The following is a 23,692-nucleotide window of genomic DNA, read 5'->3' on the forward strand; positions in this document are numbered from 1 at the left end:
GTGACTTAATCCCTCATACTGCTTCAAGGACCAAGCCATGGCCAAGCCTCCAAGCCGAAATGCCGGCAGCCAAGCCGTCATTCATGACCAAAAAATGGTTCGCGGCGAAGGAGGCGAACTCCACCAGGTGGCTAATAGCGCCACCCCCATCCTCACCACCGCACAAGGCGGGCCGGTATCGGATGATCAAAGTTCGCTGAAGATCGGCGCGCGGGGCCCCACGGTCCTCGAAGACTTCCATTTCCGCGAGAAGATTTTCCACTTCGATCACGAACGAATCCCGGAGCGCGTGGTACATGCCCGTGGCTACGGCGCGCACGGTTTCTTCGAGACCTACGAGTCGCTGGCCGAGTATACCCGCGCCGACATCTTCCAGCGTGCCGGCGAGAAGACGCCGGCCTTTGTGCGGTTCTCCACCGTCGCGGGCAACAAGGGCTCATTCGACCTGGCGCGCGACGTTCGCGGCTTTGCCGTCAAGCTCTACACCCAGGAAGGGAACTGGGACATCGTTGGTAACAACATGCCGGTCTTCTTTATCCAGGACGCCATCAAGTTCCCGGATATGGTCCATGCAGTGAAGGCGGAGCCTAACAGCGACTTTCCTCAGGCGCAGTCGGCACACGACAATTTCTGGGATTTCATCTCGCTGACGCCAGAAAGCATGCACATGATCATGTGGGTCATGTCCGACCGCGCCATCCCACGCTCCTTCCGCTTCATGGAGGGCTTCGGCGTCCATACATTCCGGATGGTCAACGCCAAGGACGAATCCACCTTCGTCAAGTTTCACTGGAAGCCGAAGCTCGGCATGCAGTCGGTGGTCTGGAATGAGGCGGTCAAGATCAACGGCGCCGATCCGGATTTCCACCGCCGCGACCTGTGGGATTCGATCCATGCCGGCAATTGCCCGGAATGGGAGCTTCGCGTCCAACTGTTCGACCAGGACTTCGCCGACAGCTTCGATTTCGACGTGCTCGACGCCACCAAGCTGATTCCCGAGGAAATCCTCGCGCCGATCCCGGTTGGTCGCCTCGTGCTCGATCGCATGCCCGACAACTTCTTCGCCGAGACCGAGCAGGTCGCGTTCATGACGCAGAACGTTCCGCCCGGCATCGACTTTTCCAACGACCCGCTGCTGCAGGGCCGGAATTTTTCCTACCTGGACACGCAGATCAAACGGCTGGGCAGCACCAATTTCACGCATATCCCGATCAACGCGCCAAAGTGCCCGTTCCATCATTTCCAGCAGGATGGCCACATGGCGATGCGCAATCCGGCTGGCCGGGCGAACTATCAGCCCAATTCTTGGGGCGAGGGTCCGCGTGAATCGCCGCAGCGCGGCTTCAGATCGTTTGCCGAAGTCGAACAAGGTCCGAAACAACGCATCCGCGCCGAGAGCTTCGCAGATCACTACAGCCAGGCGCGGCAGTTCTACATCAGCCAGACGCGGCCGGAGCAAGGGCATATCGCTGCCGCCCTGACCTTCGAGCTGAGCAAGGTGAAGACGGCCGTTATCCGCGAGCGGATAGTGTCACATCTGCTCAACATCGACGATGGCCTGGCCAAGAAGGTCGGCGATGCGCTCGGCCTTAAGGCAATGCCAAAGGCCGCCGACGCAGCGGTGCCGACGCGGCAGGATCTCCCTGCCTCGCCATCGCTCAGCATTCTCGAAAACGGACCCGAACGCTTTGAAGGACGAAAGCTCGGTATCCTCGTCACCGACGGAACCGACGCCGCTCTTCTGGAGGCATTGACGGGCGCTTTGACCAAGGCCCACGCTAGCTTTGAGATCGTTGCGCCGAAGGTCGGCGGAGCGAAAGCAAGCGACGGCAGTTGGATCGAAGCACATCAGATGATCGTGGGCGCTCCTGCAGTGCTTTACGACGCTGTCGCCCTGTTGCCGTCAAAGACGGCCATGGCCGAACTGTTGAAGGAATCGACCGCACGCGATTTCGTTGCCGATGCATTTTCGCATTGCAAGTTCATCGGCTACGTGGCGGAAGCAATGCCGTTGTTTGAAAAGGCCGCGATCGCCGACAGCCTCGACGAGGGCGTCATCGCTCTGTCGCGTGCAGCAGACGTCACTGGCTTTGTGAAGACGCTCGGTGCCCTTCGTTTGTGGGATCGCGAGCCAAAGGTGAAAATGAAATAAGGCGAGCGCGATGGCATAGTTCTCGTGCGTGCGCGACGGGCGATCTGCTTATGGAACTGCTTTGGTTAGCCGAGGCTGAACCGACGTCTGCGCCCGTCAAACCCGTTGAAGACCATTCCACCCGATTGGTTGACCTGCGCAACCTGAAGATGGCGCGCGTAATCCGCAGCGCAATCAGCGTATCCGGTTGATTGTGCCAGTGACCATGAGATTGTAATCCGCCTGCATCTTCATGAGCGACGGTCTCAAATCCGAACCGAGCACGCCGAAGGGAAGTATCGCGAACTGCACTTGCAGCACGATCTCCCTGAATCTGACCGCATTCCCAGGAAGCACCTTCAACGGTGCGGGAGCAGGCGCCGCCGCAGGTGCCGGACACGGCGAGGCAGGGTTGCGGGTGCGCTTGTAAAGCGAAGCCGTATAGGTGAGCGCGGGTGGTTGATACCCAGGTGGCTTGTAGGAATAATCGTCGGAATTTTCGGGTGTTGCCAACTCACTAAGACCCGTCCTCGGCAAATGACTTGAATATATATCATGCAATGATATATAGGTTCGCGCGGATGCTTGCGGAGTTGTGACAATCTAGCCTTGGGGGTCACAGTTGGACCAAAAGGCAACGGGCGAAAAGATGAACAAGATCGACACTTTGATCCACCGAAGAGCTGACGATCGCCGGAAGACCGCGCAGGCCTGCGTATCGCGCATTCTCCGGAACGCCGAAGCCCGCGGTGTGGATATCTCTGTTGTCGGATCCCTCGCGAAAAACCGTTTCCGCGTCCACTCGGACGTAGATCTGCTGGTTCACGGAAGCACTGATCCTGCGCGTCGGGCCATGGTAGAGAGCTTGGTCGCAGACCAGCTTCGGGGAACGAACATTCCCTACGACCTGATCTTTGCCTCAGACATTTCGTCCGAACGAGTGCAGGAATTGCTCAATGACAGCGTTTAAGCATCCGGCATTCGCAAAACTGTCGCCAAAAATTGACCGCGCTGCGAAGGAACTGCAGCAGATCGGGGAATACCTGTCGGCTCATGGGAGTGAGATGTCACTCGGCGAATGGGGAGCGGTCGCGGCTGTTTCGTTGGGAATCCACAATGTCTACAACGGCATCGAGGACGTCCTGCTCAGCCTGGCCAACGATATAGACGGCCTCGTTCCCAAAGGGCCTACGATGCACCAGGACGTGCTCGATCAGATGTCGGTGGAAATTGCAGGCATCCGCCTGGCTGTGCTCGATCCCGAGCTTTATGAGTCCCTGAGTGAGTTAAAGGGATTCCGTCACCTGGTGAGGCATCGGTACGGTTTTGACCTGAAAACGGACACGGTGCAGGAAAACCTCGACAGGGTAAAAGAGGCATTTCCGTCTTTCGTCGGGGCCATTGTTTCCTTGGAAAGAACTCTTACTGAGGAAAACACGCACGATAATGACGGCGGCGACGGCTCAGGAGGCGGAGCATCTGGCGGTCCTTGAACCAATGGCTCAGTCGCGTACGCCGGAAGAGATCCTGCGGGCGTTGACCCCTGAGAACTGTCGGCTGGTGGCGCTGATCCATCGGCATCGACCGCAAAGCATCACGGAACTGTGCAGGTTGGCAGCGCGCCCGCAGCCGAACGTATCCCGCTCCTTGGCGGCCCTTGAGCGGGCGGGAATTGTCTCAATGGTGGGCTCTAGGCCAAAGAGACCCGAGCTGACCGTGCAACGAGTCACGATCGAGCTCGCTGAGCTTCAGAACGGCTGACGCTCATCGGCGATACATGAAAAAGTGTCGACGGATCATCAACTTAGCTACACAATGGTGGCGTTTGTTACCTAATGCCGGACATTTCTCCGCGAAGCAACAAGTCCAGAGCTGATTGGCCGCCGAACGCCACTGGGCTTGCGAATCCATACATAGCAGGTAGCGCAGAGCCTATGGATGCCGCTCGGGTGAGCAATCCTTCATCCGAAGGTCGCGGTCGATTCTGCCGACGTCCCCTTGCTTCCAGCAGGCCCATGTTCGGAGAGATGCCCCGAGCAGGATACACGCTTCGGCATCGGCGAGATTCCAGGCCTTGAACAGGTTGACCCGGGTACGCGCCAAGGCACCTGCTTCCTCGTCGGTGATGGCAACCGTTCCAGCTGCGGCGCTGCGAGTTTTGCAGCCAACCCTTTTTGCAAGACGGGCGTTGTCCCTAACAAACGAGGGAGACCACCATGGTGAACAAATCCGATATGTCCAAGACGACGCAAAGGCAGCGCCGCGTGCAGCGCAAGGTCGATGCTGATGACCGCGCCAAGCCGAAGTCGAAGCCTAGCGGCGCCATGCAGGCCGGGGCGCGGAAATATCCGGCGCCGCCTTTCCCGAAGCAGCACCACCCCAAGCCCGGCAATGAATCGGAGATCGAGCCGGCGCCACTCTATGACGCGCCGTACTGGCTCGGCTCGAAAAAGCTGGACGGCAAGGTAGCGCTGATCACAGGCGGTGATTCCGGCATCGGCCGGGCCGTCGCCGTGCTGTTCGCGCGAGAAGGCGCCGATGTCGCTATCGTCTATCTGTCGGAAGACAGGGATGCGGATGTGACCAAGCAAGCGGTCGAGGCCGAAGGCCGACGCTGCCTGGCGTTGCGCGGCGATGTCGGCAAGCGGGCCTTCTGCCGCAAGGCTATAGAGGCCACGGTCAAGAAGCTGGGCGGGCTCGATGTGCTGGTCAACAATGCGGCCTTTCAGGTGCATTCGACCGATTTCGCCGACCTCACCGAAGAGCATTTCGACACCACCTTGAAGACCAACCTCTATGGTTATTTCCATATGGCGCAGGAAGCCGTGCCGCATATGAAGCCAGGCTCTGCCATCGTCAACACCGGCTCAGTCACGGGCATCGATGGGTCGAAGGAGTTGATCGACTATTCGATGACCAAGGGCGGCATCCACGCCTTCACCCGGGCGCTGTCGGGCAACCTCATTGGCAAGGGCATCCGGGTCAACGCGGTGGCGCCGGGGCCTGTATGGACGCCGCTCAATCCGTCAGAAAAACAGGCCGAGGACGTTTCGCAATTCGGTGCTAAGACGCCGATGAAGCGGCCGGCCCAGCCGGAGGAAATCGCGCCTGCCTATGTATTTTTGGCTTCGCCACAATGCTCGAGCTACATCACCGGCGAGATCCTGCCGATCATCGGCGGCTATTGAGGCTGCCCCAACACGAGAAGACGGAGGCAAGGATGAGGCCGTTTCTTATAGTTCCGATCACCCTGTTGCTGGTGGCGGCAGCGCCCGCCGCAGCTCAGACGGACCAGAAAGCCGAACCGCAGGCGACGCAGCCATCCAGCCAGACCGACAAATGCCGGGCTCAGACGGGCGGCAAGCAACAGCCTGCCGACACGAACCTGAGCGAGACGCTGGACAATTGCGGTGGCGTGCTGACGCCCCCGCCGACCGGCGACCAGGGTATGACTCAGCCGCCACCCGCCGAGGGCAAAACGCCGGTGATCAAGCCCGGCGAGGTGCCGGCGCAGCCGCCACAGCAGTAGGAGGCTTCCCATCGGAGGCGGTGGCGCGTCACGCGCCTTTAGACGGTCCGAACGCGATGACTGCGCAAGCGTCACCCTCGGGCCTGTTCGGCTTTTATCAGACGGTCCAGTGTCGAATAATCCTTCAAGTCCCGATAAGGCGTCACGTCAAGGTCTCCCGGCACCTTCTTGAGATACTCTTCGTCGATAGGTTTTTCGTTCTGCTTCATCACAGATTGGTAGGCCCGCCACGCAAGACCGGCTGCTTTGACAGCGTCCCGTTCGATGCGAAGCGCTATTTGATGAGCATGGAGATAGTGAAGCTTGAGTTCGTCAAGCAGAGACTTCTCGACGACCTCGTGTGTGAGCAAAAAGGGCGCTAGCCGCACCGTACGGCCTTTCCACTGCATCGTTCGCGGCAGGTGTCGATCAATGTAAATCCTACCGCCATCTTTGCTGTAGCCGGCAATGTACGGGATATCGAAGTCATGGCTGACCTTTACCCGTCGATGTAACGCCAGGACCACGTCGCCTAGAACAGCGTCATCGATATCTTCGGAGTTGTGACGGACTTCGTCTTCGAGTTTCATGGTTGGCTCCATCGCCTGTTTAGCGTCACGTCCGCCTAAGCCAATTCTGTCGACGTGAACTAAGATTGACCTGGAAAGGTTCCGCAACCCTATGGGAAACCAACGGCTTATCGGGCGATGAGTCCGCGCAGCGTCGCTTAGTTGCTTGCTCGGCGCATAATAGGTGAGGCAAGTCTTTTTTGCTTTCCTCGGTGGAGCAACATCACGGTGCGATGGCCTATGATCTTCAGTTGGTTCGATGTCGACAACGGACAAGCCGCTTCGGCTGGGTCAAGGACAGGAATTTCGGCCAAGCCGCAACCCGCTGCGCGAGGTTCTGGGTTCGCGAGCCTTACAGAATTTTACTGGTCAGTTCGAGGACGATCGAAGTCCCATCCGGCGAGAGGCCGTCCGGCATGTGCACAACTCGCGTAACACGAAGGTTCACAGTATTTCCATCGATCGTCATTGCAACGCTTTCACCGATTCTGGGTACTGCTCGGAAACTCACTTCATCGATGTGTTGGCTATCGTCGATCGAAACGCGGCATTGGATTGTCATTTGAACCTCCTGGACGTGTCCGTGTTCGACGGAAACCGCGAGCCAAAGGCTTTGTTCCGTGCATCGAAAAATACTGCGCAAGGCGCGGATATTGAAGAAGGCCTGGCAAGCGTGATGAGCCGCCGAGAACGCGTTTCACTTCGCCGATGCCAAAGCCAGCAAGAACCAATAAGGCAACCCGACGCAGTCGAATGCGTTTGCCTGCACTAACCATGCAGGAGTTTCCCATGCCGCTGACCGCCTTCGCCCTCAAGGCCGGCCTGCGGCGGGAATGACCGTACGACGGGCAGAGAGCATCCTTCCGCAGCACAATGCACCCAAGTTGATTGTGGTCACCGCCTTCGACCGCGACGAGAGCGGCGACCTCCAGCCCTTCTTCGGGCCAGCCGAGCAGCAAACCGAGGACCGGGCCATAAGGACGGCGAAGGGCTTGGCGGGGAAACAAGCCGGGGTCATTGCGTGGTCGCGTGATGCCAACCCAGCGCTTGGGGAATACGGGGAGCCAACGACCCTCTTTGTGGGTGGCGACGTGCTAGACATGGAATAGGACCTAGCGCTTTCCGGCTCAGATTTGGTGGAAGCCCTACGGTTCCTGTCTAGGGCATTCATGAAGGCCATGAGGTCAGCAGCATCTTCTATATCAAGGCCAATGGTTGGTTCCTCGAAGATAATGGCTGGGAGCCCGGTGAACACGTCGAACACCGGCCACGTCCCATCAATCTCTCTCCTGAGGCTGAACCGCTGAGTGGCCATGACGGTAGGCCTAAGGCTGTTTTGGGGTCCCCCAGTGATTGACATCCGCTAGACTGAGAAGTGCGACCATATCGCCCGCCTCCTCGATGTTAAGTCCAGTTGTTGGTCCATTCTTGGTTGCCACGGGCTGCCCCGTTAGGACGCAGAACACCGTCCACGTCCCATCTAACTCTTTCCTAAAGTCGAACCGTTGGCTGGCCATTCCCCCCTGCCCCCTTGTTGCCCTCGTCGATTTTCCCAGTGATCCTTCTAAATCATCGTCACCCGAACCTTCACGGCACGGTCATGAAGCGAAATCTCGCGATTGCGGTGTGCTGCTTCAATCCGTGCGTCCAACTCGCGTGGCGCAGTAACTGTCTCGCGGGCGATCACCTCGCCGTCGCGCTCGAAAATTACCAAATAGCGATTGGATGTGACGGCCATAAATGACTGATATCAGTAAGCAACTCGGCGGGAAACTACCTTGCGTTGTCGTTGGGTTCCGGACGGAAGATAGCGGCCTGGGTCGAGACGGTGAACGAACGGCAGACGAACGTTGCGGTGACGTTCGGCGATCCGGAGCGCGCACGCGGGCACAGGATCGACGTCACAGGACAATTCCTCGGCAGCTCGATCATCGCGTTCGAGCGCGACAGCCAGACGGCCATGCTCGCCAAGAGCCCGACGAGGCATTCGTGGACGATTGATCAAGCCGTCACCGATGCGGCCGCAGTCGCCAGAGAAATCAGGAGCGCCTCTTAGCCATGGAAGGAGCGCAGCCGGTCGGGCCCGATGAGTGGCATTCTTTCCTTGGCAATGCCATCGGCGGCCTTCGTGAGGCGGCTGAACTGCTGCGGACAAGGAAGACGCAATTTGAAGCGAAGTCGGACTGGTTCCGGAAGCGAAAGAGGGAAATTCCGAGGGAGAATTCCGTAAGCCAGGCTCTGGCCACGCTCTTCGAGCAGATCAGGTCGGATCAAGCGATATCAGGCACTGGCACGCAGCCCGTGGATCTGCGGCACATCAGCATCCAGTGCGAAAAGCCGAGGCCGTATGATCCGGGTATCGGCGACGAGTCCAGTCCGACGGACTATGCGCTCGTATTGCTCAAGGACGTGGAACTGGACATGCGGATCGAGGCAAAAACCATCCTCGACGATAGCGAGGTCCGCGGCGAATACCTCGGGCGACGCGGATTGCTCCGGTTCGACGACAGATCGAATCCTTACACGGTCGCGCCGTATGGCGGGATGGTCGCCTACGTCGTTGATTCCGACGCCAAGGATTGGAGCGGACGCATAGCGAACGCCGTCGCAGCTGCCGTCACGCCGGAAAGGTCCGGCCGGATGACGCTCGGCTGCGGCGAGCACCAAGTATCCCGTCATAAGGTTTCGGTAACGGCGGGCGGCAGAATTCGGGACTACAAAATCGAGGTCCTTCATTTCGTGCTGGAGATCGACGCTTCGCCGCCAAGGAGGTAACGGCTGCCGGCAATGCCCAGACGTCTGCCATCGGTGCCGACTTGATTGCAAACTGGCCCACCGGATCGCACCCAAACACGCCAACGATGTCACTAGATTGAATGTTGCAGTTTTCCGCCACCATGCAGCCGGCGTTCGTGTGGCTAGCGGCATCTAATCCGTTGGCGTTGCCGATGAAACGCGCGGACTTAACCGACAACCTCTGACAGGCCCGGCAAATCGGCTCGTCGGCAGCCAAATATGAACAGGGCCTTCGCATAATAGACCAGGAATTTCCGGAACCGAAGGATTCTTAGACGCACCGGGTTGCCGGGAATTCTCCTTAGTCGATCATGTGAGGCGTATGGCGCTCGTCCTCCACCGGATCGACATCGATGCGCGCCTTCGCTGGATCAAACGCGCCATGCCGCGCGATCGCCCGGGCGGCGGGTTCGGGCGTCTCGAAGCCCACATGAAGTCATCGGCCGATCCGCCCACGGCATGGACACGCCAGTAGCATGCCGTGCCCTTGTCCGGGGTTTCGCTTGTCGTGTTTGTTTTCTCGAAAAGGTCGAAATAAATGTCTTCAAAGGGAATGTAGAATACCGGCTCCCGCCCGTCTTCATAAAGGACTTTCGCCCGCTCCGTGGCAGCGACGATCGCGTCGGAAAACCGCACCGTTACCGTTCCGGCAAATGGTTCGATCCTTGGGTTGGAGCGATGTGAATTTTCGATCGAAGGCTGCATTTGAATTCTCCGCGCTATCGCCCTTGATCCAAACGCGATCCCGTTCGCCAGGTTCCACCTGCCCGGCGATCGGGCCACTCCAAAGAGAGTGCTCCGGCTTGCCGGATCGATAGAGGGTTGGTTCCTGGTCGCGACAGGCCAGCGTGCCGCCGGCGAGGCCGACCTTCATGACATGGTCGTTGAAATCGGCCACTTCGGGCCAGCCTTCCCCGACTTTCGAACCCAGCAGCTGCGGTGGCGACCGCCGGCAAAACCGATTAGGCGTCGTTGTAGATCATGACGCCGTCTTCGCCCACAGCATGACGATGGGCACCCGCGAGCGCAGGATCAGCGACACGGACGTCTTCAGGCTCTGCGGCCAGGTTTCGATCGGGCCGATCGACGTCGACGCCCAGTCGAATTTGGCCACGAGGCAATCGAGTTCACCGCCACCGGTCAGGAACGCAAGGTTGTCCTTTCCGGCGGGATTGGCTGTTGATGGTGGCATGGCGTCCCGTCGGGCTGTCTGCGAGGCGGTGATCGAGCGGTCTTACCGAACAATAGGGAACGAATCGAGCTTGCTTTAGTCGGCGCTAACTTCCACGCCTCGCCAATGCAGAGAGCGGATTCGTTCAGAGATTGAGCGAGCGGGGTCTTATCTCGGTTCTCTCCCCATGCTGAGGTAGGTCGGATCGAACTCGGCGACTTCCTGTAGCCGATGCCAATCAAGAATGGTCATCGTGTGGTTGACCCAGCTGATAAGGCCCGCCTTGCGCAGGCTTTGAATGACCCGGTTCATGTGAACCACCGACAGTCCCAAGACGTCCGCCATTTCCGATTGTGACATCGGCAAGTGAAAGCTCATGCCGTTGGTGCGCTCGACAACCTGGAGCCTGACGAACAGTTCGCACACCAGATGGGCGAGATGCGAGGTCTTGGACCGTCGGCCCATGGCGACGATCCATTCCCGATGAATTGCTCCGTCGACAAGCGTATCCAGCCACAAAAGTCGCGTCAAATGCGCCGCCGTCTCGGTGATGACACGAAGCCCGCTGTGTTCTGCAAAAATGACATGGCATGGCGACAGGGCGACGATGCCGTGGTCCATCGTCTTCAGAAGAAACGCATGAAGATCGACGAAATCGCCGGGCACCTGCAACGATGTGAACTGTCGTCCACCATTTTCCAGGACCTTGTAGCGTGCTGCCAGCCCATCCAGAAGCAAGGAACTGTAGGTGGGTCGGGTTCCTATCGAAACGATGTCCTGACCCGTCAGGAAATGCCTTTCCAACGACATGACCCCGCCAAGCATCGCCTTCTCCCCATCGGAGAGGGCGTCATGCTGGCCGAGGTTGAGAAAGAGGGGTTCGAACACGAAAAACTCCAGCGATATGGTTTTAGAACCGATCGCCAGAACATTTGCCAGACGGCAATAAGGCGGTTTCGACCACTAGGACTTCAGCGCGTTTCCGGCACTAACATTTGTTAGCATCCCGTCATTGTTCGGAAAACTCCACATCCGGAGGAACAAACATCCACGCATCGGGATTTAACGCTTGGGAATTTAACGCCGAGTCAGGCCGAAGCGAGTTATCCATGCCACTCTATTATTTCGACGTTGACGACAACGGTGAAACCCTTGCCGACGATCAGGGGACAGAGTGCGTCGACTTCTCCCAGGTTAAGACGGAAGCTACCCGCGCTCTGGTTGAGATGATGAAGGACGTGCTGCCGGACGGCGATCACCACATGATGAAAATCAGGGTTCGCAACGATGGCGGCATGCAAGTGCTCCAGATTGCACTCCAGTTCGATGTGGAATCCGAGAACCGGGGAGCCCGACGGTCCACCGAATAGCAATGTGAAGACATTGCTTCATTCGGCCGCCCATGAGAGATGGCTTGACACGGAAGCCCACACCCCAAGCACACGGAAGCCTACTCCCCAAGCTTCAACCCAACTTATCATCCTCGGCGCCGCCGACGGCGGTCCAAGTCTAGCCAGGACTCGCAATGAATTGATCATCGCGCCTGGCGCGACCGAAGTCTCGAATTCGACCTGACCATTCTGCCGCTGGGAGTTGCCGCGATCACGCTTGAGTTTGGTTCTTTCTCGGTTTGAACTTCCGTCCTTGCTACAAGCAAGCACAACGTTGCTGTTTACCTCCTGTGCTTCTCGAGGAGCAGGACGTTGTGACCGTCCGGATCGTGGAGAACCGCCCAGGGCCGGGCCGCTTCGATTTCGATTTTGGCGAAAAGGTCACGGCCGATCCGGTCGATCGTGGCCGGCAGATTGGCTACCTCAAAGAATAGCACCGCCTTATCCTGGGAGGGATAATTCTCAGCCCCTGGAACCTCTAAACAAAGGAAGGCATCTCCGCCGTCAAACATCAGGTGGTGGCCAGTATCGTCTTCCGACAAGGAAAGACCCAACGTATCACGATAGAATGCCCGGGTTCACGCCAGGTCCTTGGAGTAAAGCTCGACACCAGCGAGGTGCACCGCGTCCGCTCCCTTCACGTTACCGACAGCAATTCAGCACCTGAGGAGCGGAAACGCAAGAATAGGCGCCGTAAGTGCATCAGCTTCGCGGAGCCTGTGTTACTCTAGCCAGAATTTGGGCGCATTGCGGCTCCGAGAAAACTCAATAGGAGCGCGCTTAGTCGACCTCCTGCGCCAAACCACGAACGGAGTCATCATGACGGACAAGTTCAAGATCGGCGATGATGTAAGCTGGAATTCCGAGGCCGGACGGGTCAGCGGCACGATCATCCAAGTGCATACGCGCGATTTCGAGGTTAATGGCTACACGCACCACGCAACCATCGACGCCCCGCAATACGCGATCAAGAGTAGCAAGACCGAGCACGTCGCGTTCCACAAGGGGTCGGCGCTCACCAAGCTTGGCGACTGAAGTCATTCTTGGCAGATGCGATCGACGGCGGAACGCGACCGTCGATCCCCACCAATCGATAGGCTCGCCGTCCGAGGCGCTTTCAATCTATGGGACCTATCTGGCGATCATGCTCTGGATGGCGGCTTCGGCCGTCGCTGCAGTTCTGTCCGCCAGGCCATGGTCCGCGCGGCGCGAACTTACTTATTTGTAAAGTCTCGGCCAGCGAGCGAAAACTCTGCCGCCTAGCTCGGTTCCTCGTTTCTCTCACCGCGAGAAATGATCCGGCAACCCAAACTGCTTCAGCTGTTCGGCCCAGCCGGCGCACCAGGGAAACACCGAACCCAGAACCTCGCCGAGCGGCACCTGCGCGTTGACTGCGCGCGAATAAATCGCCAGGCAGGTGCCCTTGGTTGGGAAGCGGCCTTCTGTCTTGGAGAAGCCCAACTCGTGCCGAGCAAGATTCATCAGGTCGGCGGAATCCTCGCGGTCGTGAATGGTGAAGGCCGGATCGAGGCCGATCTCCTGCGCGTAGTCGCGCAACAGCCGGGCAGCCGATGCCGTGGAAAGTGCCGGCCCAGGTCAGCGCATCGGCAATGACCGAGGCATCGCGGCCAAGGACATCGCCGGCGATGCGCTCGACCCGCCTGGCCATTTCAGAAGCGGCGCGGCGGGAAAACGTCATCAAGAGGATGCGTCTCGGATCCGCGCCCTTGACGATCAGATGCGCGACACGATGGGCCAACGTATTTTGAAGGCCAGAGGATGCAAAAGAACTTGATAGCGCTTTCTGAAAACCTAAAATCTGGATGCTGCCTTTCGTCGGTGTACAAATACAATCAATAATGCATCAAACGCGGACACTCGTCACCTAACGGCCAAATAACGATGCCGCGGGTTAACAGACTGCTTGGAATCGGCTCGACATACCAAGCGATCGCAGTATGTTCCTCACGGGAGAATGCGCGATGTCAAAATCACTAATCGGGCTTCTGATTCTGCTTAACGTCGCATCAGCGAGAGCGGATCAACCGCCAACGGGCTTCCTGAACACAAGCCAATTAATGGCTACATGCAACGACCGCCAAAAAATCCCCTTCTGTTTTGGATACATCACCGGGATTATAGACGGGTATTTGACGCTAGCGACGGTCAAGGGCTTAAGTCAAAACAAAGGGTTCTGCGTGGGTGAGAGCGTTAAATTGCCTGCCGCCGTTGCAGCTGTAGTAGCCTTCATACGTAGCAACGTAGGCCCCTCTTCCACCGTATCCGCCTCGGAAGAGGTTCTGGTAGCTCCTTATACCAAGTTTCCCTGTTCCTAGCTATCTGCGCACCCGACTTCTTTCACCAATCCGGTCCGAGCACGTCGCGTGTGGAAAGAGCATTTTCTGAACGCGCCTCTCCGCTTAGTTATGTTCCAGGGAATTTGACCAGCCAAGCGTGGAAACATTGCTCGCTCGAACCTTTTGACGTAGGGAGATTGGTGGGGCGCGATCGTCAGAGAGCATGATATCCGGCTGACCAACCAAATACCCACGCTTCGCTTTGCCAAGTTATCGCGACTTTGTGTGGTTATTGAACTCGCGATTTGCCGCGTAGTCGATGGCGAAGGTGCCTTCGGCGAAGTGAACACCTTGCTTGACATTGAAGATCTTCACCGTCGTGTCCCTGCCCTGCGCGTCGGTTATGGTCCAGCTGCGCAACTCATAGGACTTCCGGTCAAACATTATGGTGATCTTTGACTTTCCGAAAACTGACTTGTCAGCAAACTGAATGTTGATGTGATCACCCTCTTCTTTCACGGCTTTTACGCGATCACTGGAAAGGTCGATCCTATTGTCGAGCAGAAGTTTGAGCGGCGTTTTCGAAAGGGAATAGAGATGCGACGTGTTAAGCTTCTTATTGAGAATAACCAACGACTTGCCATTCGCAATTACGTTGAGAGTCGATCGTCCCGCATAGTTGAAGCGAATCTTACCAGGGCGTTCTAGAAAGAATTTTCCATGGGTCTGCTCACCCTTAGGGCCAGACTGAACAAAGTCTCCGGACATGGATTTTATCGCCGAGAAATGATCGGCGATCCTCTGCGCCTCGACCGGGACGGCTGCGCTCGCGGGCGCAAGGAATCGAAACTCGGGTGCGATGTTGAGGGCGGCAGCGGCCGCGAAGACCAAACTCAGACCAAGGAACTTTCGACGAATCAGAATCAAATCGCCGATGGGGGACAAAAGGCTGTTTTTCATGCGTCCTGAAGCTGGATAAGCGGTCGAGGTGAACCTTCAGTACGGGGACGGCAATCGTTACATCGTCGCCAAACTCGCGTTTGCAGCGGCTTATTTATTACCAGATGTTGGAAACGGTGGCGTCCGGATCAGGGCTTCTCGACCGTCTCGTCAACGGCTCTGGCAGTGGATTTGACATCCTTGCCGACGCCGCGGACCGTATTGGCGCAAGCCGAAAGAGCCAAGGCGCAAGCAAGAATGGCGATCGGCGCAGTGCGTAATAATTTCATAGTGGCACCTCCCTCAACAGCTAGATTCGCCCGACTGCAACGAAAATCGGTTAGACTGGTTCCATTGGAATCGAGAAAAACAGCAATCCGGTCAGAATGGCGGCTTCTGGTCATCGCCTGCGGAATCATACGTCGGTGCTGGCCCCATTCCTGAAAGACCTTAAGTGTTCAACCATTTGGCGGCGCGATCGCCAGGATAAAAAGGAAATCCCGAACTTTGTAGGACATCCTCAACCAACCCGTCGTCTTTCCTATCTGGCAGACGAAGGAAGCTTGCTCAATGTCGTTAAACCGTTCACCGCCCGGAGCGGCATTTAGAAACCGGTCAACGCACTCCACGGCGAAGTTATCGACGCTATTGATGACCTGCGGCATTTCGGCGAGAGCCCCGGCGAGCTCGGGTGTCGACTGAGAGCGATTGGTAATCATCGCTTTTGTGCCTAGCTTTTGCAGGTATGACGAGAGACCCGCCGGATTGTTGCTATTCTTTTGTAATTCATTGAGTAGTTCGTCGTGCCTGGCGTCGCCGTCGAGCGACAGCACGGTGATCTCGCACCGTTCGTGATCTGCTCGAGTCAATTGCCAGCAGGCCGTGGCGTTTTTTACCCAGGCGCCATTATCCGGCGATGCCTCGGGCTTCAGGTCGCACATTGCTCTCTCGTCGGAGTTTCGGCATGCGAAGATGATGGCGAACCGAGCAAACACATACCGATGACAGCGGCACAAATGAGTGATTTTGGCACGAAGCTCTCCGAAACCGAGACCCCATTGCGAAACGGATATTCTACTTCCCTTCCCGGAAATCCTGCAAGGTGGCGTGGCGTAGGCATTCCTCGCCGCGTAGATACTTTACCCGCCCGATTAGGCCACGCTTGACCCATTGCCGTCGCCGGCCGCGTCATGCCCGTTGGGCGTGGTCCCGCTGTGGTCCTGGGGACGTGCTTCCAGAGCCGTTCTCGCATATCGCGGTTCAAGGCGATGAAACGCCGAGTCGACCGGTCCCTCATCGGCCATCAGCGAGAAAGCCGGCTTGCCGGCCTCGCGTTCCACGCCCGGCTGCCTCGATCAACCGATCGAAGGACATTGAGACTGTGCCCAATCGGCGCGGGATGAGGGGGCAGATCGCGTCTGCACAGCGGCATGGCGACCCTGCCATAGTAGCCTCATCTTCGCCGAGATCGAAACATAACCTCACATCGATCGCTGGTTGGAGAATCTTATGGACTTCCGAATTCTTATCGCTGCAGGCGCGATTGCACAGCTAGCCCACTCGGGCCTCGGCAAAGGCGCAAGAGACGTTTCAAGGCTACGATTGCACTGAAGACTGCTCAGGGCACGAAGCTGGGTACAGCTGGGCGGGGAGGAACGACGTCACCGATCCGAGCGACTGCGATGGAAATAGCCAGCCTTTCACCGAGGGCTGCCAAGCGTGCATCGAGGAGCAATCGCCTGATCCCGCTCGGCACTATCAGCCCAATGATGGAGGCGACGAAGATTACGGCGAATGAGGTCTCTACTCCCGTGCTGCGATCCACAAAAAAGAACCCCGCCAGCCGGGGCCAGCAGTGCTCTCTACATCGGTGTTCTTGTCGTACTCATCAAGAACGCGTTTGATTTCGTCGCCGACTCGGTTTTGCGCGCCGCGGGCGTCGATGGTGATCTGGCGAGCGGCGGTGTACCCAACGGAACCGCTTGGCCCACATCACCGGCGCCGATACTATCGGGCCGCCAACCAAGCCGCCAGACGCATGGTCTTCGCGCGGCGGTGAATGGATTGAGACGGGGCTGCTGGCCATCTGATCGCATCCCCGCCATCAATGTCGGGCCGTCGGCTGCGCCCAAAATGACTAGCCGACCCCGCAAGTCCAAATTCGACACGGAAGCCGCAACCTTCACGATCCGACGGTGGCACAATTATCGCTTCGAGCTTCGTTTTTAGAGCGTAGCGGAACGGGAATGCATGATTGGCGTTCAGAGTAATCAACAAGCGAATAAGCGCCTGTTGCATTGGCGCGGCAGCGCAACCATGAGAGGCGTACATGATGCGTCTTGGCACTGATCATAATTCTTATCATCGCATTGCTCGGTGGCTTCAGCGGCCTGGGCGGCGGGCCGTTCTACGGCACCGGATACTATGGCGGCGGCGGGCTTGGCCTGATTCTGATCGTCGTGATTGTTCTCGTTGTCCTCGGGCGAATTTAGCCCTCCCGTTCCGCTAAAGCCCGTCGTTTCGAAGGACACGACGGGCTTTTTTGTGCCTGAAGATACCGTTCGAGCACAGCCTCCACGGCAATCTGAGTTTGTACCCATCTTCAGGTGTCGCGGCGGACGGCCCGGCCACTCCTTAATCGCTCGGAACAAGGGGCGCGCTCTCCGACAGGGCGGCGGCTTTGTGCCTTTGTACGAAGTTTCCGCGACGACCCCCGGATCGCAGAAGGTATGCAGAAACAAACCAGAAACAAAATTATACAGTCTGGAAAAGGTCCAGAAATAGTTCGAGGACATAATTCGGAAGCGTGGCGGCGGTCACATCATCGATCGCAACCCTCGCCTCCGGAGTCTACGGACGACGATGCAAAGGTTCTCGATAGGCGTGATGGGTGCGTTGCTCGGCTTCTCACTCGTCACGATCTGCCTAGACCAGTCGAACGCAGAGTCAGCGATAAGCCGGAGCGAGCTCTGTAGCAGTCTCAACCGTCAACTTGACGAAGCCCTCGAAACCCACGCTGCGGCAAAACAGGTCACCGCTGCGAAGGCACTTCAAAGAAAGGGAACCCGGTTCTGCGCCAACAAGAAACAGGCACAGGGAATCCGGATGCTCGCGAACGCTTTGAAGTTGCTGGGAGTGACACCGATCGACCCAGTGACGCTCAAAACCGACCTCCACCAAAAAAAGGAAATGAGCCCATGACCAAGTCCCTCCTCGCCGCCCTCGGTCTCGCGTTCGCGTTCGCGGTCGCGGTCTCGATGCCGATCATCGGCGTCGATATCGCCAACGCCGCAACGAAGCAGGCGCCCGCAGCGACGACCGCAACCACGACCAAGCCAGCCTCGGATGCTATGGCGACGAAGCATGTCAAGAAGCACAAGAAACACGTCAAGAAGCATACGAAGCACACGAAAAAGCACACGATGGCCAAGAAGGCGTATTAAGGCGCTCGCGGTCTGTAGTGCCTTATGAGAAGGCCGGTCCGGCTGAAAAAATCGGTTGGAACGGCTTTCCTTTTTATGCCGCACATGGCGGCGCACCGACACCAGTGCTCGACGCCGCACCGGTCGATTTGAGCGCAACGCATTGTTGACGTTCGGTGGCCGGCAGCTACTGCGGTTTCGCGGCTGATGAGACTCGGCTGTTGGCAATCGGGTGAGCCGCCGTGTTCTTCCGCCCGGTTTTGGGGGAAAAATCTTGTCCAACGTGCTGAACGGGGTCTTGAACCCTGATGAACTTGCTTTTCTTGCGGCGGTAGTCAGCCGCGTATGCAACGATTTTGGATATAAGCGCAGTTCCGTCGAAGCCGATCTTGTTGCGACCAAGGCGCTGACCCTATTTCAGCTTGGTACACCCGAAAGCGAAGCCGCCTTCGAAGCGGCGCTACGCGAGACGGCGCTACGCGAGACATTGTAGATTTCGCGAGGCGCGGCAGGATCCGGTGCTGATGATCCGTCTGACCTGAATCTGCTCAATCTCTTTGAGCGGCGTTCACGGGTGGAAAAACATCGTGCGTCTTCTCCGCACGGTCGCCATCGGTTTCAATGTCGGGTCAGGGAATTTTTCAAGACTTTCGTGTTGATGCGGGTACAGACGATTTTCAAGCGGGCACCCACACGCAAAAAGCCCCGCGGCTTGGCCGCGGAGCTTCTTGGACCTGTTGCCAAGTCCAATGATCCTATGGAGGATCGAAGCAGCAACGTAGCATCTGCAAAAAATGCTCCGCCATATAAAGGCCAAGCTGTTCGCAAATTGCGTGGCCAGCGCGGCCCGGCACCTTCTGCCGCTAGCGTGATGCACACGAAGCCTAAGTGTCGGCAATCTGAACACGAAATATTTCGGGAGGAACGCCGGGCATTTCCGCCAGTTTTATGGCTGAGGCAACTTTGTCTCGGGATCAAAGATCAGGAGAAGAAAATGCCGAACCAAGGTAGAAGTCACGGACAGCACAGTAACGGTAACCAGCAGAAGGATGCTGACACCACCAAGGCCGGAAGCCGGGGAAAGGGAGGTCATGACGGGGCAGCAACATGGCGAACGCGACAACACTAGCCAACATGGCAGCGAACGCGGCGGCAGCGGAAATTTCGCCAACGATCGCGACCGCGCTGAAGCTGGTCGCAAAGGTGGCCAGTCCTAGGGCACTATTCAAAGAACAATCGCTGCGCAAATCGGGACGTCCCCGGCGTCGAAAAATATGGAACTTTCGTGCTGGCCCGACATTGTGAAGGCCTATTAGCAACGAGAATGAGGATCAGATTATGACAACCCAGACGGGAAACACCGAAGCCATCGCTGCCTCGCGCGTCATTGGGACATCTGTCTACAACACAGAAGGCACGAGCATCGGCAGCATTAAAGACGTGATGCTCGAAAAGACATCAAACGGCATTATGTTCGCGGTGATCGGTTTTGGCGGATTTCTTGGCATCGGCGAACAATATCACGCTGTGCCGTGGGCGACCCTTGATTACGACGAGAACAAGGGCGGCTATGTCGTACCGTTCTCGAAGGAACAACTGAAGTCAGCCCCATCCTATTCCATCAACGAGCTGGCGCGCGCGGATGGCGCGAAAACGCGCGCCGCTTCATACGAGTACTACAAGGTCGATCCTTACTGGCATTGACTGGAGCCGGAGTGGGTGGCTTAAACAGGCGCTCTCGCCGGAGGCAGCCATGTCCGGCGAAAGGTTGTCGCGACCGGGCGCGAGGCGCGGGGGGCAGCCGCCTAGCTGGGCCGTGGCGACTACTTTGAGCCAACGACCACCGCGTTCGCGAAAACGAGAATGCTGATGAAGTTTCTCCCGACACTGGTTTTTGCTGCCGCTGCGCCTTCAGCAAGTTCCGCGCGTGCTGACGAGGCCCAATTCCTGAAATCGCTCGATGGCAATTGGAGCGGCACCGGCATGGTCAAGGTCCTCATCTATTCTCCTGCAATAAACGTGACTTGCAAGATCAAGTCAAAGGCGACGCCCAGTGCGCTGACGCTGAACGGGAAGTGCACCGGACTCGTCGTTTTCTCTCGGGTGATCGGGGCCGACCTGAAAGTCCACGGCGCAAAATATACGGGCTCGTATGTCGGGTCGCAAAGCGGCACGGCCGCCCTTAGTGGCAGCCGCTCCGGGAACGCTATCAATCTTGCCATACGATGGGCTACTGAGGTCAATGGCGACCGCGCCGCCAAGATGACGCTAGAGAAAGTTGGCAATAACGGAATGCGTCTCACCACAGTCGACAACGATCCGGCAACCGGCAAAAGCGTAGTCGTTAGCCGCATTGATCTTCACCGTTCATAGGCGCCCCGGACGCGATGCAGGATCAGCGACCTTTCCCAGCCTAAACACCGGGTGATTCGTAAATGAGGGTTCAACGCGTCGACGATCACAAGGGACACTTCGTCGACGGACTATAGGTTACCGTAATCTCCAGTGGGCCATCTCATGCAATTCCAATTGCTTCTCGCCGCTTGCCACATAGTCACGCGTGGTCGGCAGCGTGTCAGTCTTCCTGCTTAGCTGAATCTGGAAGACGACGAGATCCTGCCAGCGAAAGGCGGCCTCGGACGCGGCCAGGTAGAACTCCCACATACGGCAGAAACGTTCATCATAGATCGCCTTGGCCTTGCCCCGATTGGCGGCGAAGCGCTGGCCCCAATGCTTCAGCGTATCGGCGTAGTGCAGACGCAGGATTTCCACGTCGGTGACGACCAGTCCGGCCCTCTCGATGGCTGGCAACACTTCCGATAGAGCCGGGACATAGCCGCCCGGAAAGATGTATTTGCGAACAAAGGCGCTTGTCACCGAAGGCGGACCGGAGCGGCCGACGGTGTGGAGGAGGATGACGCCATCCGGATTCAGCAGCTTTGCGCATGTGCCGAAGAAGGTATTGTAGTGATTGACGCCGACATGCTCGAACATGCCAACCGAGACGATGCGGTCGAAACGCTCGCCAAGTTCCCGATAGTCCTTGACGTCGAACCGAACGCGGCTTGCCAAGCCTTCCGAGCGAGCCCGGTCGGTCGCGACCGCGAGTTGTTCTCTCGACAATGTCACCCCCAGGACATCCGCGTTGAACGATCTGGCGAGATAGATACCAAGCCCGCCCCAGCCGCATCCGATATCGAGCACCTTGAGATCGGGCTCCAGTTGCAGTTTGGCGGCGATGTGGCGCTTCTTGGCCGACTGTGCCTCGTCGAGCGTCATTTCCGGTCTTTGGAAATACGCGCATGAATACTGCATGTCGTCGTCGAGGAAGAGCCGATAGAGGTTGACCGAAAGATCGTAGTGGACTTCGACATTGCGGCGTGCCCGCCGGGTTGTGTTGATCTGCTGGAAGCGTCGGAACGCGTGCCGCACCCCATCCACCGCCCTCGTCCAGGCCGTATCGATGCCGGCATTGCCGATATTCTGGAAGACGATGCGCATGAGTCCGAGAATCCCGCCTTCGGGAATATCGACTTCGCTGCGCATGTAGGCTTCCGGCAAGGCGAGCATCGGGTCGAAGGTAATCGCGCGCCCAGCTCTAAGGGTCTTGATGTGAATATAAGCTGGCACACCTGTGCCATCGCCAAACGAGTCCATCATGCCATTCGGCCCAATAACACGCAGGTTGCCCTTTCGCACCAGACTGTGGAGAACATGGCGCAACAGAACATTCATTCGATTCAGCTCTCGTGTTGCCAGCGCTCAGGATATCCGCTCCGGACACAGTTAGCGTGCAAGGGCGGCCGATCTCACTTCTCCAGTGGCTTGTGGAACTGTTCAGGATTCGCGGGCACGCCGAACGCGTCATTGGCAACGACAACCCGCGTGAGGCGCGCAAAGCCAGCGAAGGCTGCAATAGCCTCTTCCTCGGACATCTGCGCGGCAATTGCCGCACCGCAGGCTTTCAGGGCTGTCCTATAGAGCGGTCCACGTCGGTCCACCGGCCATCGTTGCAGGAAATCCATCGCGTCCGCGACCCTCCCGATCTCTTCCGTCTCTCCGTTCAATACAACCGTGATTGGCATGACGGTTAGCTCCCCTTCTGATAGGCTTTTACACCGATAAACGCCGGCTCACGACTTCAAGTTCCGAAATCCGCGACGGTCGGTTCGGTTCCGGAACTTTGTTGATGCCCTCAAGTTGTGGTTGAGAAAACAGACCAGACCACGGTGCTGTCCACTTTCGGCGAGTACCGGACATGGAGTGAAGGCCAAATGTCTAGAATCGAGACCGGATCTTGCTTCTGCGGCGCCGTCACGGCCGAGATGCACGGCGAGCCGTTCTGGATTTGCTCTGACCACGACGACGACTGCCGTGGGGCGATAGGCGGCCCCTAACAGTGTGGGTCGGTTATCGACCCGCCGAATTCAGGATGCTCACCGGCGCGGCAAAGACGTTTTCAAAAGCACGGGGCGTGCTCAGAACTTTCTGCCCGCACTGCGGGACATCAATAAGTTATGTCGACCAAAGGCTTCCTGAAGAACTCTATCTGACAATTGGCTTTTTCGATCACCCTGAACGCTTTCCGCCGCGGGCTCATGCGTACTGGGACATGAAGTTGCCGTGGGTCGAGTTTCGCGACGATCTACCTCGCGTGGGAACGTATTCGAGGCAGCGCGATCCCGCGTTCAGAAATCCATCCGATCGATAGCCGGGACAGCTTATCGCGGTTTGGCGCGGAACTTTTTCGACTCTGCTAAATTTGCATTGATCACACGCCGGGAATTTGCGCCCCGGTGGCAGAGAGCAGGCGGACTCCCGCCCCCTACCAACGGAGCCGCATATGTCTAAGTACTTTTTCGACGTTTACGATGGCGCAAAAATCGTCATCGATGATACCGGCATCGCCTGTAAATCGCTTTTGGATGTCGGCGATCAGGCGGTAACCGTCCTCCCCGACATTGCGCGTGAAGAACTGCCGGACGGCCCGAACCGAGTGTTTAGGGTCAAGGTCCGCCATGAAGAGGGTCACTTCGTTTTCAGGGCCTCGCTGGCGCTGGCGTCGGCCTGGCTTGTCGATCACCCAGATGGAAGCGTGCCGCCTGGCGAAAAGCGTGCCGTTGCGGCGTTGCGTCGTACCCGCGAGCAGCTCAGGACGATCAGGCGTGAGTTGGCCGAAGACGGCTTTTCCGAACAGATGCAGGAGATCGATTCGCTTGTCGGCGTGGCTCAATTGGAAGCAGAGCGACTTCTGAAAAGGGAAGTGTCAAAAGGCGTTTCCCGATGAAGGGACGCATTATCCTTCGACAATCCGACTGATCATGGCCTCATCGAAGACGTCGTTGCCAGTAAGTTCACGGACCAAGTCCCTGGCGTGATGCAACCACTCCGCTTCGGCTATACGGCCATCAGCTACCGATTTCCTGGAGGCATTTTGCGGAACATAGAGATCGTGAGCGGAAAACTGT

At 57.7% G+C, this 23,692-nt stretch carries 34 protein-coding genes and 4 pseudogenes; 22 read left to right on the plus strand and 16 right to left on the minus strand.

Going from position 1 to position 23,692, the window contains the following annotated elements:
- Positions 1–37 precede the first annotated feature (37 nt).
- A complete protein-coding gene (gene katE, locus BPNPMPFG_RS12115; RefSeq protein WP_258595586.1) occupies positions 38–2,152 on the plus strand; it encodes a catalase in 2,115 nt (704 codons plus the stop codon).
- 174 nt (positions 2,153–2,326) lie between these two features.
- Here the strand turns inward: katE and BPNPMPFG_RS12120 are convergent, their stop codons facing one another.
- Positions 2,327–2,644, minus strand: a complete 318-nt coding sequence (locus BPNPMPFG_RS12120) for a hypothetical protein (RefSeq protein WP_258595587.1) — start codon at positions 2,642–2,644, stop codon at positions 2,327–2,329.
- Between the two features lie 136 nt (positions 2,645–2,780).
- Between BPNPMPFG_RS12120 and BPNPMPFG_RS12125 the strand changes: the two genes are divergently transcribed.
- From BPNPMPFG_RS12125 to BPNPMPFG_RS43145, 3 genes are read left to right on the plus strand one after another with little or no spacing between them, the layout of a single operon-like run.
- Positions 2,781–3,101 (plus strand): nucleotidyltransferase domain-containing protein, encoded by a 321-nt coding sequence (locus tag BPNPMPFG_RS12125; RefSeq protein ID WP_258595588.1) that lies wholly within the window; start codon positions 2,781–2,783, stop codon positions 3,099–3,101.
- Positions 3,088–3,624: a ribonuclease toxin HepT-like protein gene (locus BPNPMPFG_RS12130; RefSeq protein WP_258595589.1), complete on the plus strand. Its 537-nt coding sequence runs from the start codon at positions 3,088–3,090 to the stop codon at positions 3,622–3,624. Before BPNPMPFG_RS12125 ends, BPNPMPFG_RS12130 begins: the two co-directional genes overlap by 14 nt.
- Positions 3,625–3,628: 4 nt before the next feature.
- Positions 3,629–3,892: an HVO_A0114 family putative DNA-binding protein gene (locus tag BPNPMPFG_RS43145; RefSeq protein WP_413776847.1), complete on the plus strand. Its 264-nt coding sequence runs from the start codon at positions 3,629–3,631 to the stop codon at positions 3,890–3,892.
- 67 nt (positions 3,893–3,959) lie between these two features.
- On the opposite strand, the pseudogene BPNPMPFG_RS12135 reads toward BPNPMPFG_RS43145, so the two are convergent.
- Positions 3,960–4,258, minus strand: a pseudogene (locus BPNPMPFG_RS12135) (hypothetical protein).
- An 89-nt stretch (positions 4,259–4,347) separates the two neighbouring features.
- On the opposite strand from BPNPMPFG_RS12135, the gene BPNPMPFG_RS12140 reads away from it, so the two are divergent.
- Complete coding sequence (locus BPNPMPFG_RS12140) at positions 4,348–5,319, plus strand: SDR family oxidoreductase (protein WP_258595590.1); 972 nt, start codon at positions 4,348–4,350, stop codon at positions 5,317–5,319.
- Positions 5,320–5,351: 32 nt separating this feature from the next.
- Positions 5,352–5,660 (plus strand): hypothetical protein, encoded by a 309-nt coding sequence (locus BPNPMPFG_RS12145; protein ID WP_258595591.1) that lies wholly within the window; start codon positions 5,352–5,354, stop codon positions 5,658–5,660.
- 71 nt (positions 5,661–5,731) lie between these two features.
- Here the strand turns inward: BPNPMPFG_RS12145 and BPNPMPFG_RS12150 are convergent, their stop codons facing one another.
- Positions 5,732–6,229, minus strand: coding sequence for a hypothetical protein (locus tag BPNPMPFG_RS12150; RefSeq protein ID WP_258595592.1), 498 nt, complete (start codon positions 6,227–6,229; stop codon positions 5,732–5,734).
- A gap of 238 nt (positions 6,230–6,467) precedes the next feature.
- Between BPNPMPFG_RS12150 and BPNPMPFG_RS12155 the strand changes: the two genes are divergently transcribed.
- The gene (locus BPNPMPFG_RS12155) at positions 6,468–6,980 is read left to right on the plus strand and encodes a hypothetical protein (protein WP_258595593.1); all 513 of its coding nucleotides are present in this window, start codon (positions 6,468–6,470) and stop codon (positions 6,978–6,980) included.
- A gap of 61 nt (positions 6,981–7,041) precedes the next feature.
- A complete protein-coding gene (locus BPNPMPFG_RS12160; protein WP_258595594.1) occupies positions 7,042–7,317 on the plus strand; it encodes a hypothetical protein in 276 nt (91 codons plus the stop codon).
- A 455-nt stretch (positions 7,318–7,772) separates the two neighbouring features.
- Here BPNPMPFG_RS12160 and BPNPMPFG_RS12165 read toward each other — a convergent pair whose 3' ends face one another.
- The gene (locus BPNPMPFG_RS12165) at positions 7,773–7,946 is read right to left on the minus strand and encodes a hypothetical protein (protein WP_258595595.1); all 174 of its coding nucleotides are present in this window, start codon (positions 7,944–7,946) and stop codon (positions 7,773–7,775) included.
- A 90-nt stretch (positions 7,947–8,036) separates the two neighbouring features.
- On the opposite strand from BPNPMPFG_RS12165, the gene BPNPMPFG_RS12170 reads away from it, so the two are divergent.
- The 3 genes and pseudogenes from BPNPMPFG_RS12170 to BPNPMPFG_RS12180 form a co-directional block, all read left to right on the plus strand.
- Positions 8,037–8,264: a hypothetical protein gene (locus tag BPNPMPFG_RS12170; protein ID WP_258595596.1), complete on the plus strand. Its 228-nt coding sequence runs from the start codon at positions 8,037–8,039 to the stop codon at positions 8,262–8,264.
- A 2-nt stretch (positions 8,265–8,266) separates the two neighbouring features.
- A complete protein-coding gene (locus BPNPMPFG_RS12175; protein ID WP_258595597.1) occupies positions 8,267–8,983 on the plus strand; it encodes a hypothetical protein in 717 nt (238 codons plus the stop codon).
- A 134-nt stretch (positions 8,984–9,117) separates the two neighbouring features.
- Positions 9,118–9,279, plus strand: a pseudogene (locus BPNPMPFG_RS12180) (HD domain-containing protein); the annotation flags it as partial.
- A 26-nt stretch (positions 9,280–9,305) separates the two neighbouring features.
- Here BPNPMPFG_RS12180 and BPNPMPFG_RS42885 read toward each other — a convergent pair.
- The 5 genes and pseudogenes from BPNPMPFG_RS42885 to BPNPMPFG_RS12195 form a co-directional block, all read right to left on the minus strand.
- Positions 9,306–9,434, minus strand: coding sequence for a hypothetical protein (locus BPNPMPFG_RS42885; RefSeq protein WP_319946009.1), 129 nt, complete (start codon positions 9,432–9,434; stop codon positions 9,306–9,308).
- Positions 9,435–9,463: 29 nt separating this feature from the next.
- Positions 9,464–9,640 (minus strand): annotated as a pseudogene (locus tag BPNPMPFG_RS42890) (DUF427 domain-containing protein); the annotation flags it as partial.
- Positions 9,585–9,902 carry a hypothetical protein gene (locus BPNPMPFG_RS42895; protein ID WP_319946010.1) on the minus strand — a complete coding sequence of 106 codons (318 nt, stop codon included), beginning with the start codon at positions 9,900–9,902 and terminating at the stop codon, positions 9,585–9,587. The pseudogene BPNPMPFG_RS42890 and the gene BPNPMPFG_RS42895, both read right to left, overlap by 56 nt.
- An 81-nt stretch (positions 9,903–9,983) precedes the next feature.
- The gene (locus BPNPMPFG_RS42900) at positions 9,984–10,196 is read right to left on the minus strand and encodes a hypothetical protein (protein ID WP_319945988.1); all 213 of its coding nucleotides are present in this window, start codon (positions 10,194–10,196) and stop codon (positions 9,984–9,986) included.
- A 147-nt stretch (positions 10,197–10,343) separates the two neighbouring features.
- Positions 10,344–11,063 (minus strand): Crp/Fnr family transcriptional regulator, encoded by a 720-nt coding sequence (locus BPNPMPFG_RS12195; RefSeq protein WP_258595598.1) that lies wholly within the window; start codon positions 11,061–11,063, stop codon positions 10,344–10,346.
- Positions 11,064–11,284: 221 nt separating this feature from the next.
- On the opposite strand from BPNPMPFG_RS12195, the gene BPNPMPFG_RS12200 reads away from it, so the two are divergent.
- Positions 11,285–11,545, plus strand: a complete 261-nt coding sequence (locus BPNPMPFG_RS12200; protein WP_258595599.1) for a DUF6894 family protein — start codon at positions 11,285–11,287, stop codon at positions 11,543–11,545.
- A 302-nt stretch (positions 11,546–11,847) separates the two neighbouring features.
- On the opposite strand, the gene BPNPMPFG_RS12205 is transcribed toward BPNPMPFG_RS12200, so the two are convergent.
- Positions 11,848–12,108, minus strand: coding sequence for a VOC family protein (locus tag BPNPMPFG_RS12205; protein WP_258595600.1), 261 nt, complete (start codon positions 12,106–12,108; stop codon positions 11,848–11,850).
- Positions 12,109–12,385: 277 nt separating this feature from the next.
- Here BPNPMPFG_RS12205 and BPNPMPFG_RS12210 point away from each other — a divergent pair, with 277 nt between their 5' ends.
- The gene (locus BPNPMPFG_RS12210) at positions 12,386–12,601 is read left to right on the plus strand and encodes a hypervirulence associated TUDOR domain-containing protein (RefSeq protein WP_258595601.1); all 216 of its coding nucleotides are present in this window, start codon (positions 12,386–12,388) and stop codon (positions 12,599–12,601) included.
- Positions 12,602–12,877: 276 nt separating this feature from the next.
- Here BPNPMPFG_RS12210 and BPNPMPFG_RS12215 read toward each other — a convergent pair.
- A pseudogene (locus BPNPMPFG_RS12215) lies at positions 12,878–13,391 on the minus strand (UvrD-helicase domain-containing protein); the annotation flags it as partial.
- 253 nt (positions 13,392–13,644) lie between these two features.
- Between BPNPMPFG_RS12215 and BPNPMPFG_RS43150 the strand changes: the two are divergent.
- Complete coding sequence (locus BPNPMPFG_RS43150) at positions 13,645–13,902, plus strand: Rap1a/Tai family immunity protein (protein WP_413776872.1); 258 nt, start codon at positions 13,645–13,647, stop codon at positions 13,900–13,902.
- 231 nt (positions 13,903–14,133) lie between these two features.
- Here BPNPMPFG_RS43150 and BPNPMPFG_RS12220 read toward each other — a convergent pair whose 3' ends face one another.
- From BPNPMPFG_RS12220 to BPNPMPFG_RS12230, 3 genes are all read right to left on the minus strand, one after another.
- Positions 14,134–14,823, minus strand: a complete 690-nt coding sequence (locus BPNPMPFG_RS12220) for an outer membrane lipoprotein carrier protein LolA (RefSeq protein ID WP_258595602.1) — start codon at positions 14,821–14,823, stop codon at positions 14,134–14,136.
- A gap of 128 nt (positions 14,824–14,951) precedes the next feature.
- A complete protein-coding gene (locus BPNPMPFG_RS12225; protein ID WP_258595603.1) occupies positions 14,952–15,221 on the minus strand; it encodes a hypothetical protein in 270 nt (89 codons plus the stop codon).
- A 39-nt stretch (positions 15,222–15,260) separates the two neighbouring features.
- The gene (locus BPNPMPFG_RS12230; protein WP_258595604.1) at positions 15,261–15,743 is read right to left on the minus strand and encodes a hypothetical protein; all 483 of its coding nucleotides are present in this window, start codon (positions 15,741–15,743) and stop codon (positions 15,261–15,263) included.
- Between the two features lie 1,398 nt (positions 15,744–17,141).
- Between BPNPMPFG_RS12230 and BPNPMPFG_RS12235 the strand changes: the two genes are divergently transcribed.
- The 6 genes from BPNPMPFG_RS12235 (at position 17,142) to BPNPMPFG_RS12265 (ending at position 20,597) form a co-directional block, all read left to right on the plus strand.
- Entirely contained in the window at positions 17,142–17,294 is a 153-nt protein-coding gene (locus tag BPNPMPFG_RS12235; RefSeq protein WP_258595605.1) for a DUF3309 family protein, read from the plus strand.
- A gap of 370 nt (positions 17,295–17,664) precedes the next feature.
- Complete coding sequence (locus BPNPMPFG_RS12240; protein WP_258595606.1) at positions 17,665–18,003, plus strand: hypothetical protein; 339 nt, start codon at positions 17,665–17,667, stop codon at positions 18,001–18,003.
- The gene (locus BPNPMPFG_RS12245) at positions 18,000–18,245 is read left to right on the plus strand and encodes a hypothetical protein (RefSeq protein ID WP_258595607.1); all 246 of its coding nucleotides are present in this window, start codon (positions 18,000–18,002) and stop codon (positions 18,243–18,245) included. The genes BPNPMPFG_RS12240 and BPNPMPFG_RS12245 overlap by 4 nt, the downstream gene beginning before the upstream one ends.
- 253 nt (positions 18,246–18,498) lie before the next feature.
- On the plus strand, positions 18,499–18,717 hold the full coding sequence (locus BPNPMPFG_RS12250; RefSeq protein ID WP_258595608.1) for a hypothetical protein: 219 nt from the start codon (positions 18,499–18,501) through the stop codon (positions 18,715–18,717).
- Between the two features lie 845 nt (positions 18,718–19,562).
- Positions 19,563–19,928, plus strand: a complete 366-nt coding sequence (locus BPNPMPFG_RS12260; RefSeq protein WP_258595609.1) for a PRC-barrel domain-containing protein — start codon at positions 19,563–19,565, stop codon at positions 19,926–19,928.
- A 159-nt stretch (positions 19,929–20,087) separates the two neighbouring features.
- Entirely contained in the window at positions 20,088–20,597 is a 510-nt protein-coding gene (locus BPNPMPFG_RS12265) for a hypothetical protein (protein WP_413776848.1), read from the plus strand.
- 117 nt (positions 20,598–20,714) lie between these two features.
- Here the strand turns inward: BPNPMPFG_RS12265 and BPNPMPFG_RS12270 are convergent, their stop codons facing one another.
- Together BPNPMPFG_RS12270 and BPNPMPFG_RS12275 are read right to left on the minus strand one after the other, a co-directional pair.
- Positions 20,715–21,959: a cyclopropane fatty acid synthase gene (locus tag BPNPMPFG_RS12270; protein ID WP_258595611.1), complete on the minus strand. Its 1,245-nt coding sequence runs from the start codon at positions 21,957–21,959 to the stop codon at positions 20,715–20,717.
- Between the two features lie 74 nt (positions 21,960–22,033).
- Positions 22,034–22,309 (minus strand): DUF982 domain-containing protein, encoded by a 276-nt coding sequence (locus BPNPMPFG_RS12275; protein WP_258595612.1) that lies wholly within the window; start codon positions 22,307–22,309, stop codon positions 22,034–22,036.
- 347 nt (positions 22,310–22,656) lie between these two features.
- Between BPNPMPFG_RS12275 and BPNPMPFG_RS12280 the strand changes: the two genes are divergently transcribed.
- Together BPNPMPFG_RS12280 and BPNPMPFG_RS12285 are read left to right on the plus strand one after the other, a co-directional pair.
- Positions 22,657–22,935: a GFA family protein gene (locus BPNPMPFG_RS12280; RefSeq protein ID WP_258595613.1), complete on the plus strand. Its 279-nt coding sequence runs from the start codon at positions 22,657–22,659 to the stop codon at positions 22,933–22,935.
- Positions 22,936–23,010: 75 nt separating this feature from the next.
- Positions 23,011–23,511 carry a DUF6894 family protein gene (locus tag BPNPMPFG_RS12285; protein WP_258595614.1) on the plus strand — a complete coding sequence of 167 codons (501 nt, stop codon included), beginning with the start codon at positions 23,011–23,013 and terminating at the stop codon, positions 23,509–23,511.
- Positions 23,512–23,692: the final 181 nt, after the last annotated feature.

Source organism: Mesorhizobium sp. AR07 (assembly GCF_024746815.1).
Lineage (GTDB): Bacteria > Pseudomonadota > Alphaproteobacteria > Rhizobiales > Rhizobiaceae > Mesorhizobium.

Excerpts from the sequence above, each read along its gene's own strand:
- katE (WP_258595586.1), top strand. The coding sequence starts at position 38 with ATGGCCAAGCCTCCAAGCCGAAATGCCGGCAGCCAAGCCGTCATTCAT.
- BPNPMPFG_RS12125 (WP_258595588.1), top strand. The coding sequence starts at position 2,781 with ATGAACAAGATCGACACTTTGATCCACCGAAGAGCTGACGATCGCCGG.
- BPNPMPFG_RS12130 (WP_258595589.1), top strand. The coding sequence starts at position 3,088 with ATGACAGCGTTTAAGCATCCGGCATTCGCAAAACTGTCGCCAAAAATT.
- BPNPMPFG_RS43145 (WP_413776847.1), top strand. The coding sequence starts at position 3,629 with ATGGCTCAGTCGCGTACGCCGGAAGAGATCCTGCGGGCGTTGACCCCT.
- BPNPMPFG_RS12140 (WP_258595590.1), top strand. The coding sequence starts at position 4,348 with ATGGTGAACAAATCCGATATGTCCAAGACGACGCAAAGGCAGCGCCGC.
- BPNPMPFG_RS12145 (WP_258595591.1), top strand. The coding sequence starts at position 5,352 with ATGAGGCCGTTTCTTATAGTTCCGATCACCCTGTTGCTGGTGGCGGCA.
- BPNPMPFG_RS12150 (WP_258595592.1), bottom strand. The coding sequence starts at position 6,229 with ATGAAACTCGAAGACGAAGTCCGTCACAACTCCGAAGATATCGATGAC.
- BPNPMPFG_RS12155 (WP_258595593.1), top strand. The coding sequence starts at position 6,468 with ATGTCGACAACGGACAAGCCGCTTCGGCTGGGTCAAGGACAGGAATTT.
- BPNPMPFG_RS12160 (WP_258595594.1), top strand. The coding sequence starts at position 7,042 with ATGACCGTACGACGGGCAGAGAGCATCCTTCCGCAGCACAATGCACCC.
- BPNPMPFG_RS12165 (WP_258595595.1), bottom strand. The coding sequence starts at position 7,946 with ATGGCCGTCACATCCAATCGCTATTTGGTAATTTTCGAGCGCGACGGC.
- BPNPMPFG_RS12175 (WP_258595597.1), top strand. The coding sequence starts at position 8,267 with ATGGAAGGAGCGCAGCCGGTCGGGCCCGATGAGTGGCATTCTTTCCTT.
- BPNPMPFG_RS42900 (WP_319945988.1), bottom strand. The coding sequence starts at position 10,196 with ATGCCACCATCAACAGCCAATCCCGCCGGAAAGGACAACCTTGCGTTC.
- BPNPMPFG_RS12200 (WP_258595599.1), top strand. The coding sequence starts at position 11,285 with ATGCCACTCTATTATTTCGACGTTGACGACAACGGTGAAACCCTTGCC.
- BPNPMPFG_RS12210 (WP_258595601.1), top strand. The coding sequence starts at position 12,386 with ATGACGGACAAGTTCAAGATCGGCGATGATGTAAGCTGGAATTCCGAG.
- BPNPMPFG_RS43150 (WP_413776872.1), top strand. The coding sequence starts at position 13,645 with ATGGCTACATGCAACGACCGCCAAAAAATCCCCTTCTGTTTTGGATAC.
- BPNPMPFG_RS12220 (WP_258595602.1), bottom strand. The coding sequence starts at position 14,823 with ATGAAAAACAGCCTTTTGTCCCCCATCGGCGATTTGATTCTGATTCGT.
- BPNPMPFG_RS12225 (WP_258595603.1), bottom strand. The coding sequence starts at position 15,221 with ATGATTCCGCAGGCGATGACCAGAAGCCGCCATTCTGACCGGATTGCT.
- BPNPMPFG_RS12230 (WP_258595604.1), bottom strand. The coding sequence starts at position 15,743 with ATGTGCGACCTGAAGCCCGAGGCATCGCCGGATAATGGCGCCTGGGTA.
- BPNPMPFG_RS12240 (WP_258595606.1), top strand. The coding sequence starts at position 17,665 with ATGCAAAGGTTCTCGATAGGCGTGATGGGTGCGTTGCTCGGCTTCTCA.
- BPNPMPFG_RS12245 (WP_258595607.1), top strand. The coding sequence starts at position 18,000 with ATGACCAAGTCCCTCCTCGCCGCCCTCGGTCTCGCGTTCGCGTTCGCG.
- BPNPMPFG_RS12260 (WP_258595609.1), top strand. The coding sequence starts at position 19,563 with ATGACAACCCAGACGGGAAACACCGAAGCCATCGCTGCCTCGCGCGTC.
- BPNPMPFG_RS12265 (WP_413776848.1), top strand. The coding sequence starts at position 20,088 with ATGCTGATGAAGTTTCTCCCGACACTGGTTTTTGCTGCCGCTGCGCCT.
- BPNPMPFG_RS12270 (WP_258595611.1), bottom strand. The coding sequence starts at position 21,959 with ATGAATGTTCTGTTGCGCCATGTTCTCCACAGTCTGGTGCGAAAGGGC.
- BPNPMPFG_RS12275 (WP_258595612.1), bottom strand. The coding sequence starts at position 22,309 with ATGCCAATCACGGTTGTATTGAACGGAGAGACGGAAGAGATCGGGAGG.
- BPNPMPFG_RS12280 (WP_258595613.1), top strand. The coding sequence starts at position 22,657 with ATGCTCACCGGCGCGGCAAAGACGTTTTCAAAAGCACGGGGCGTGCTC.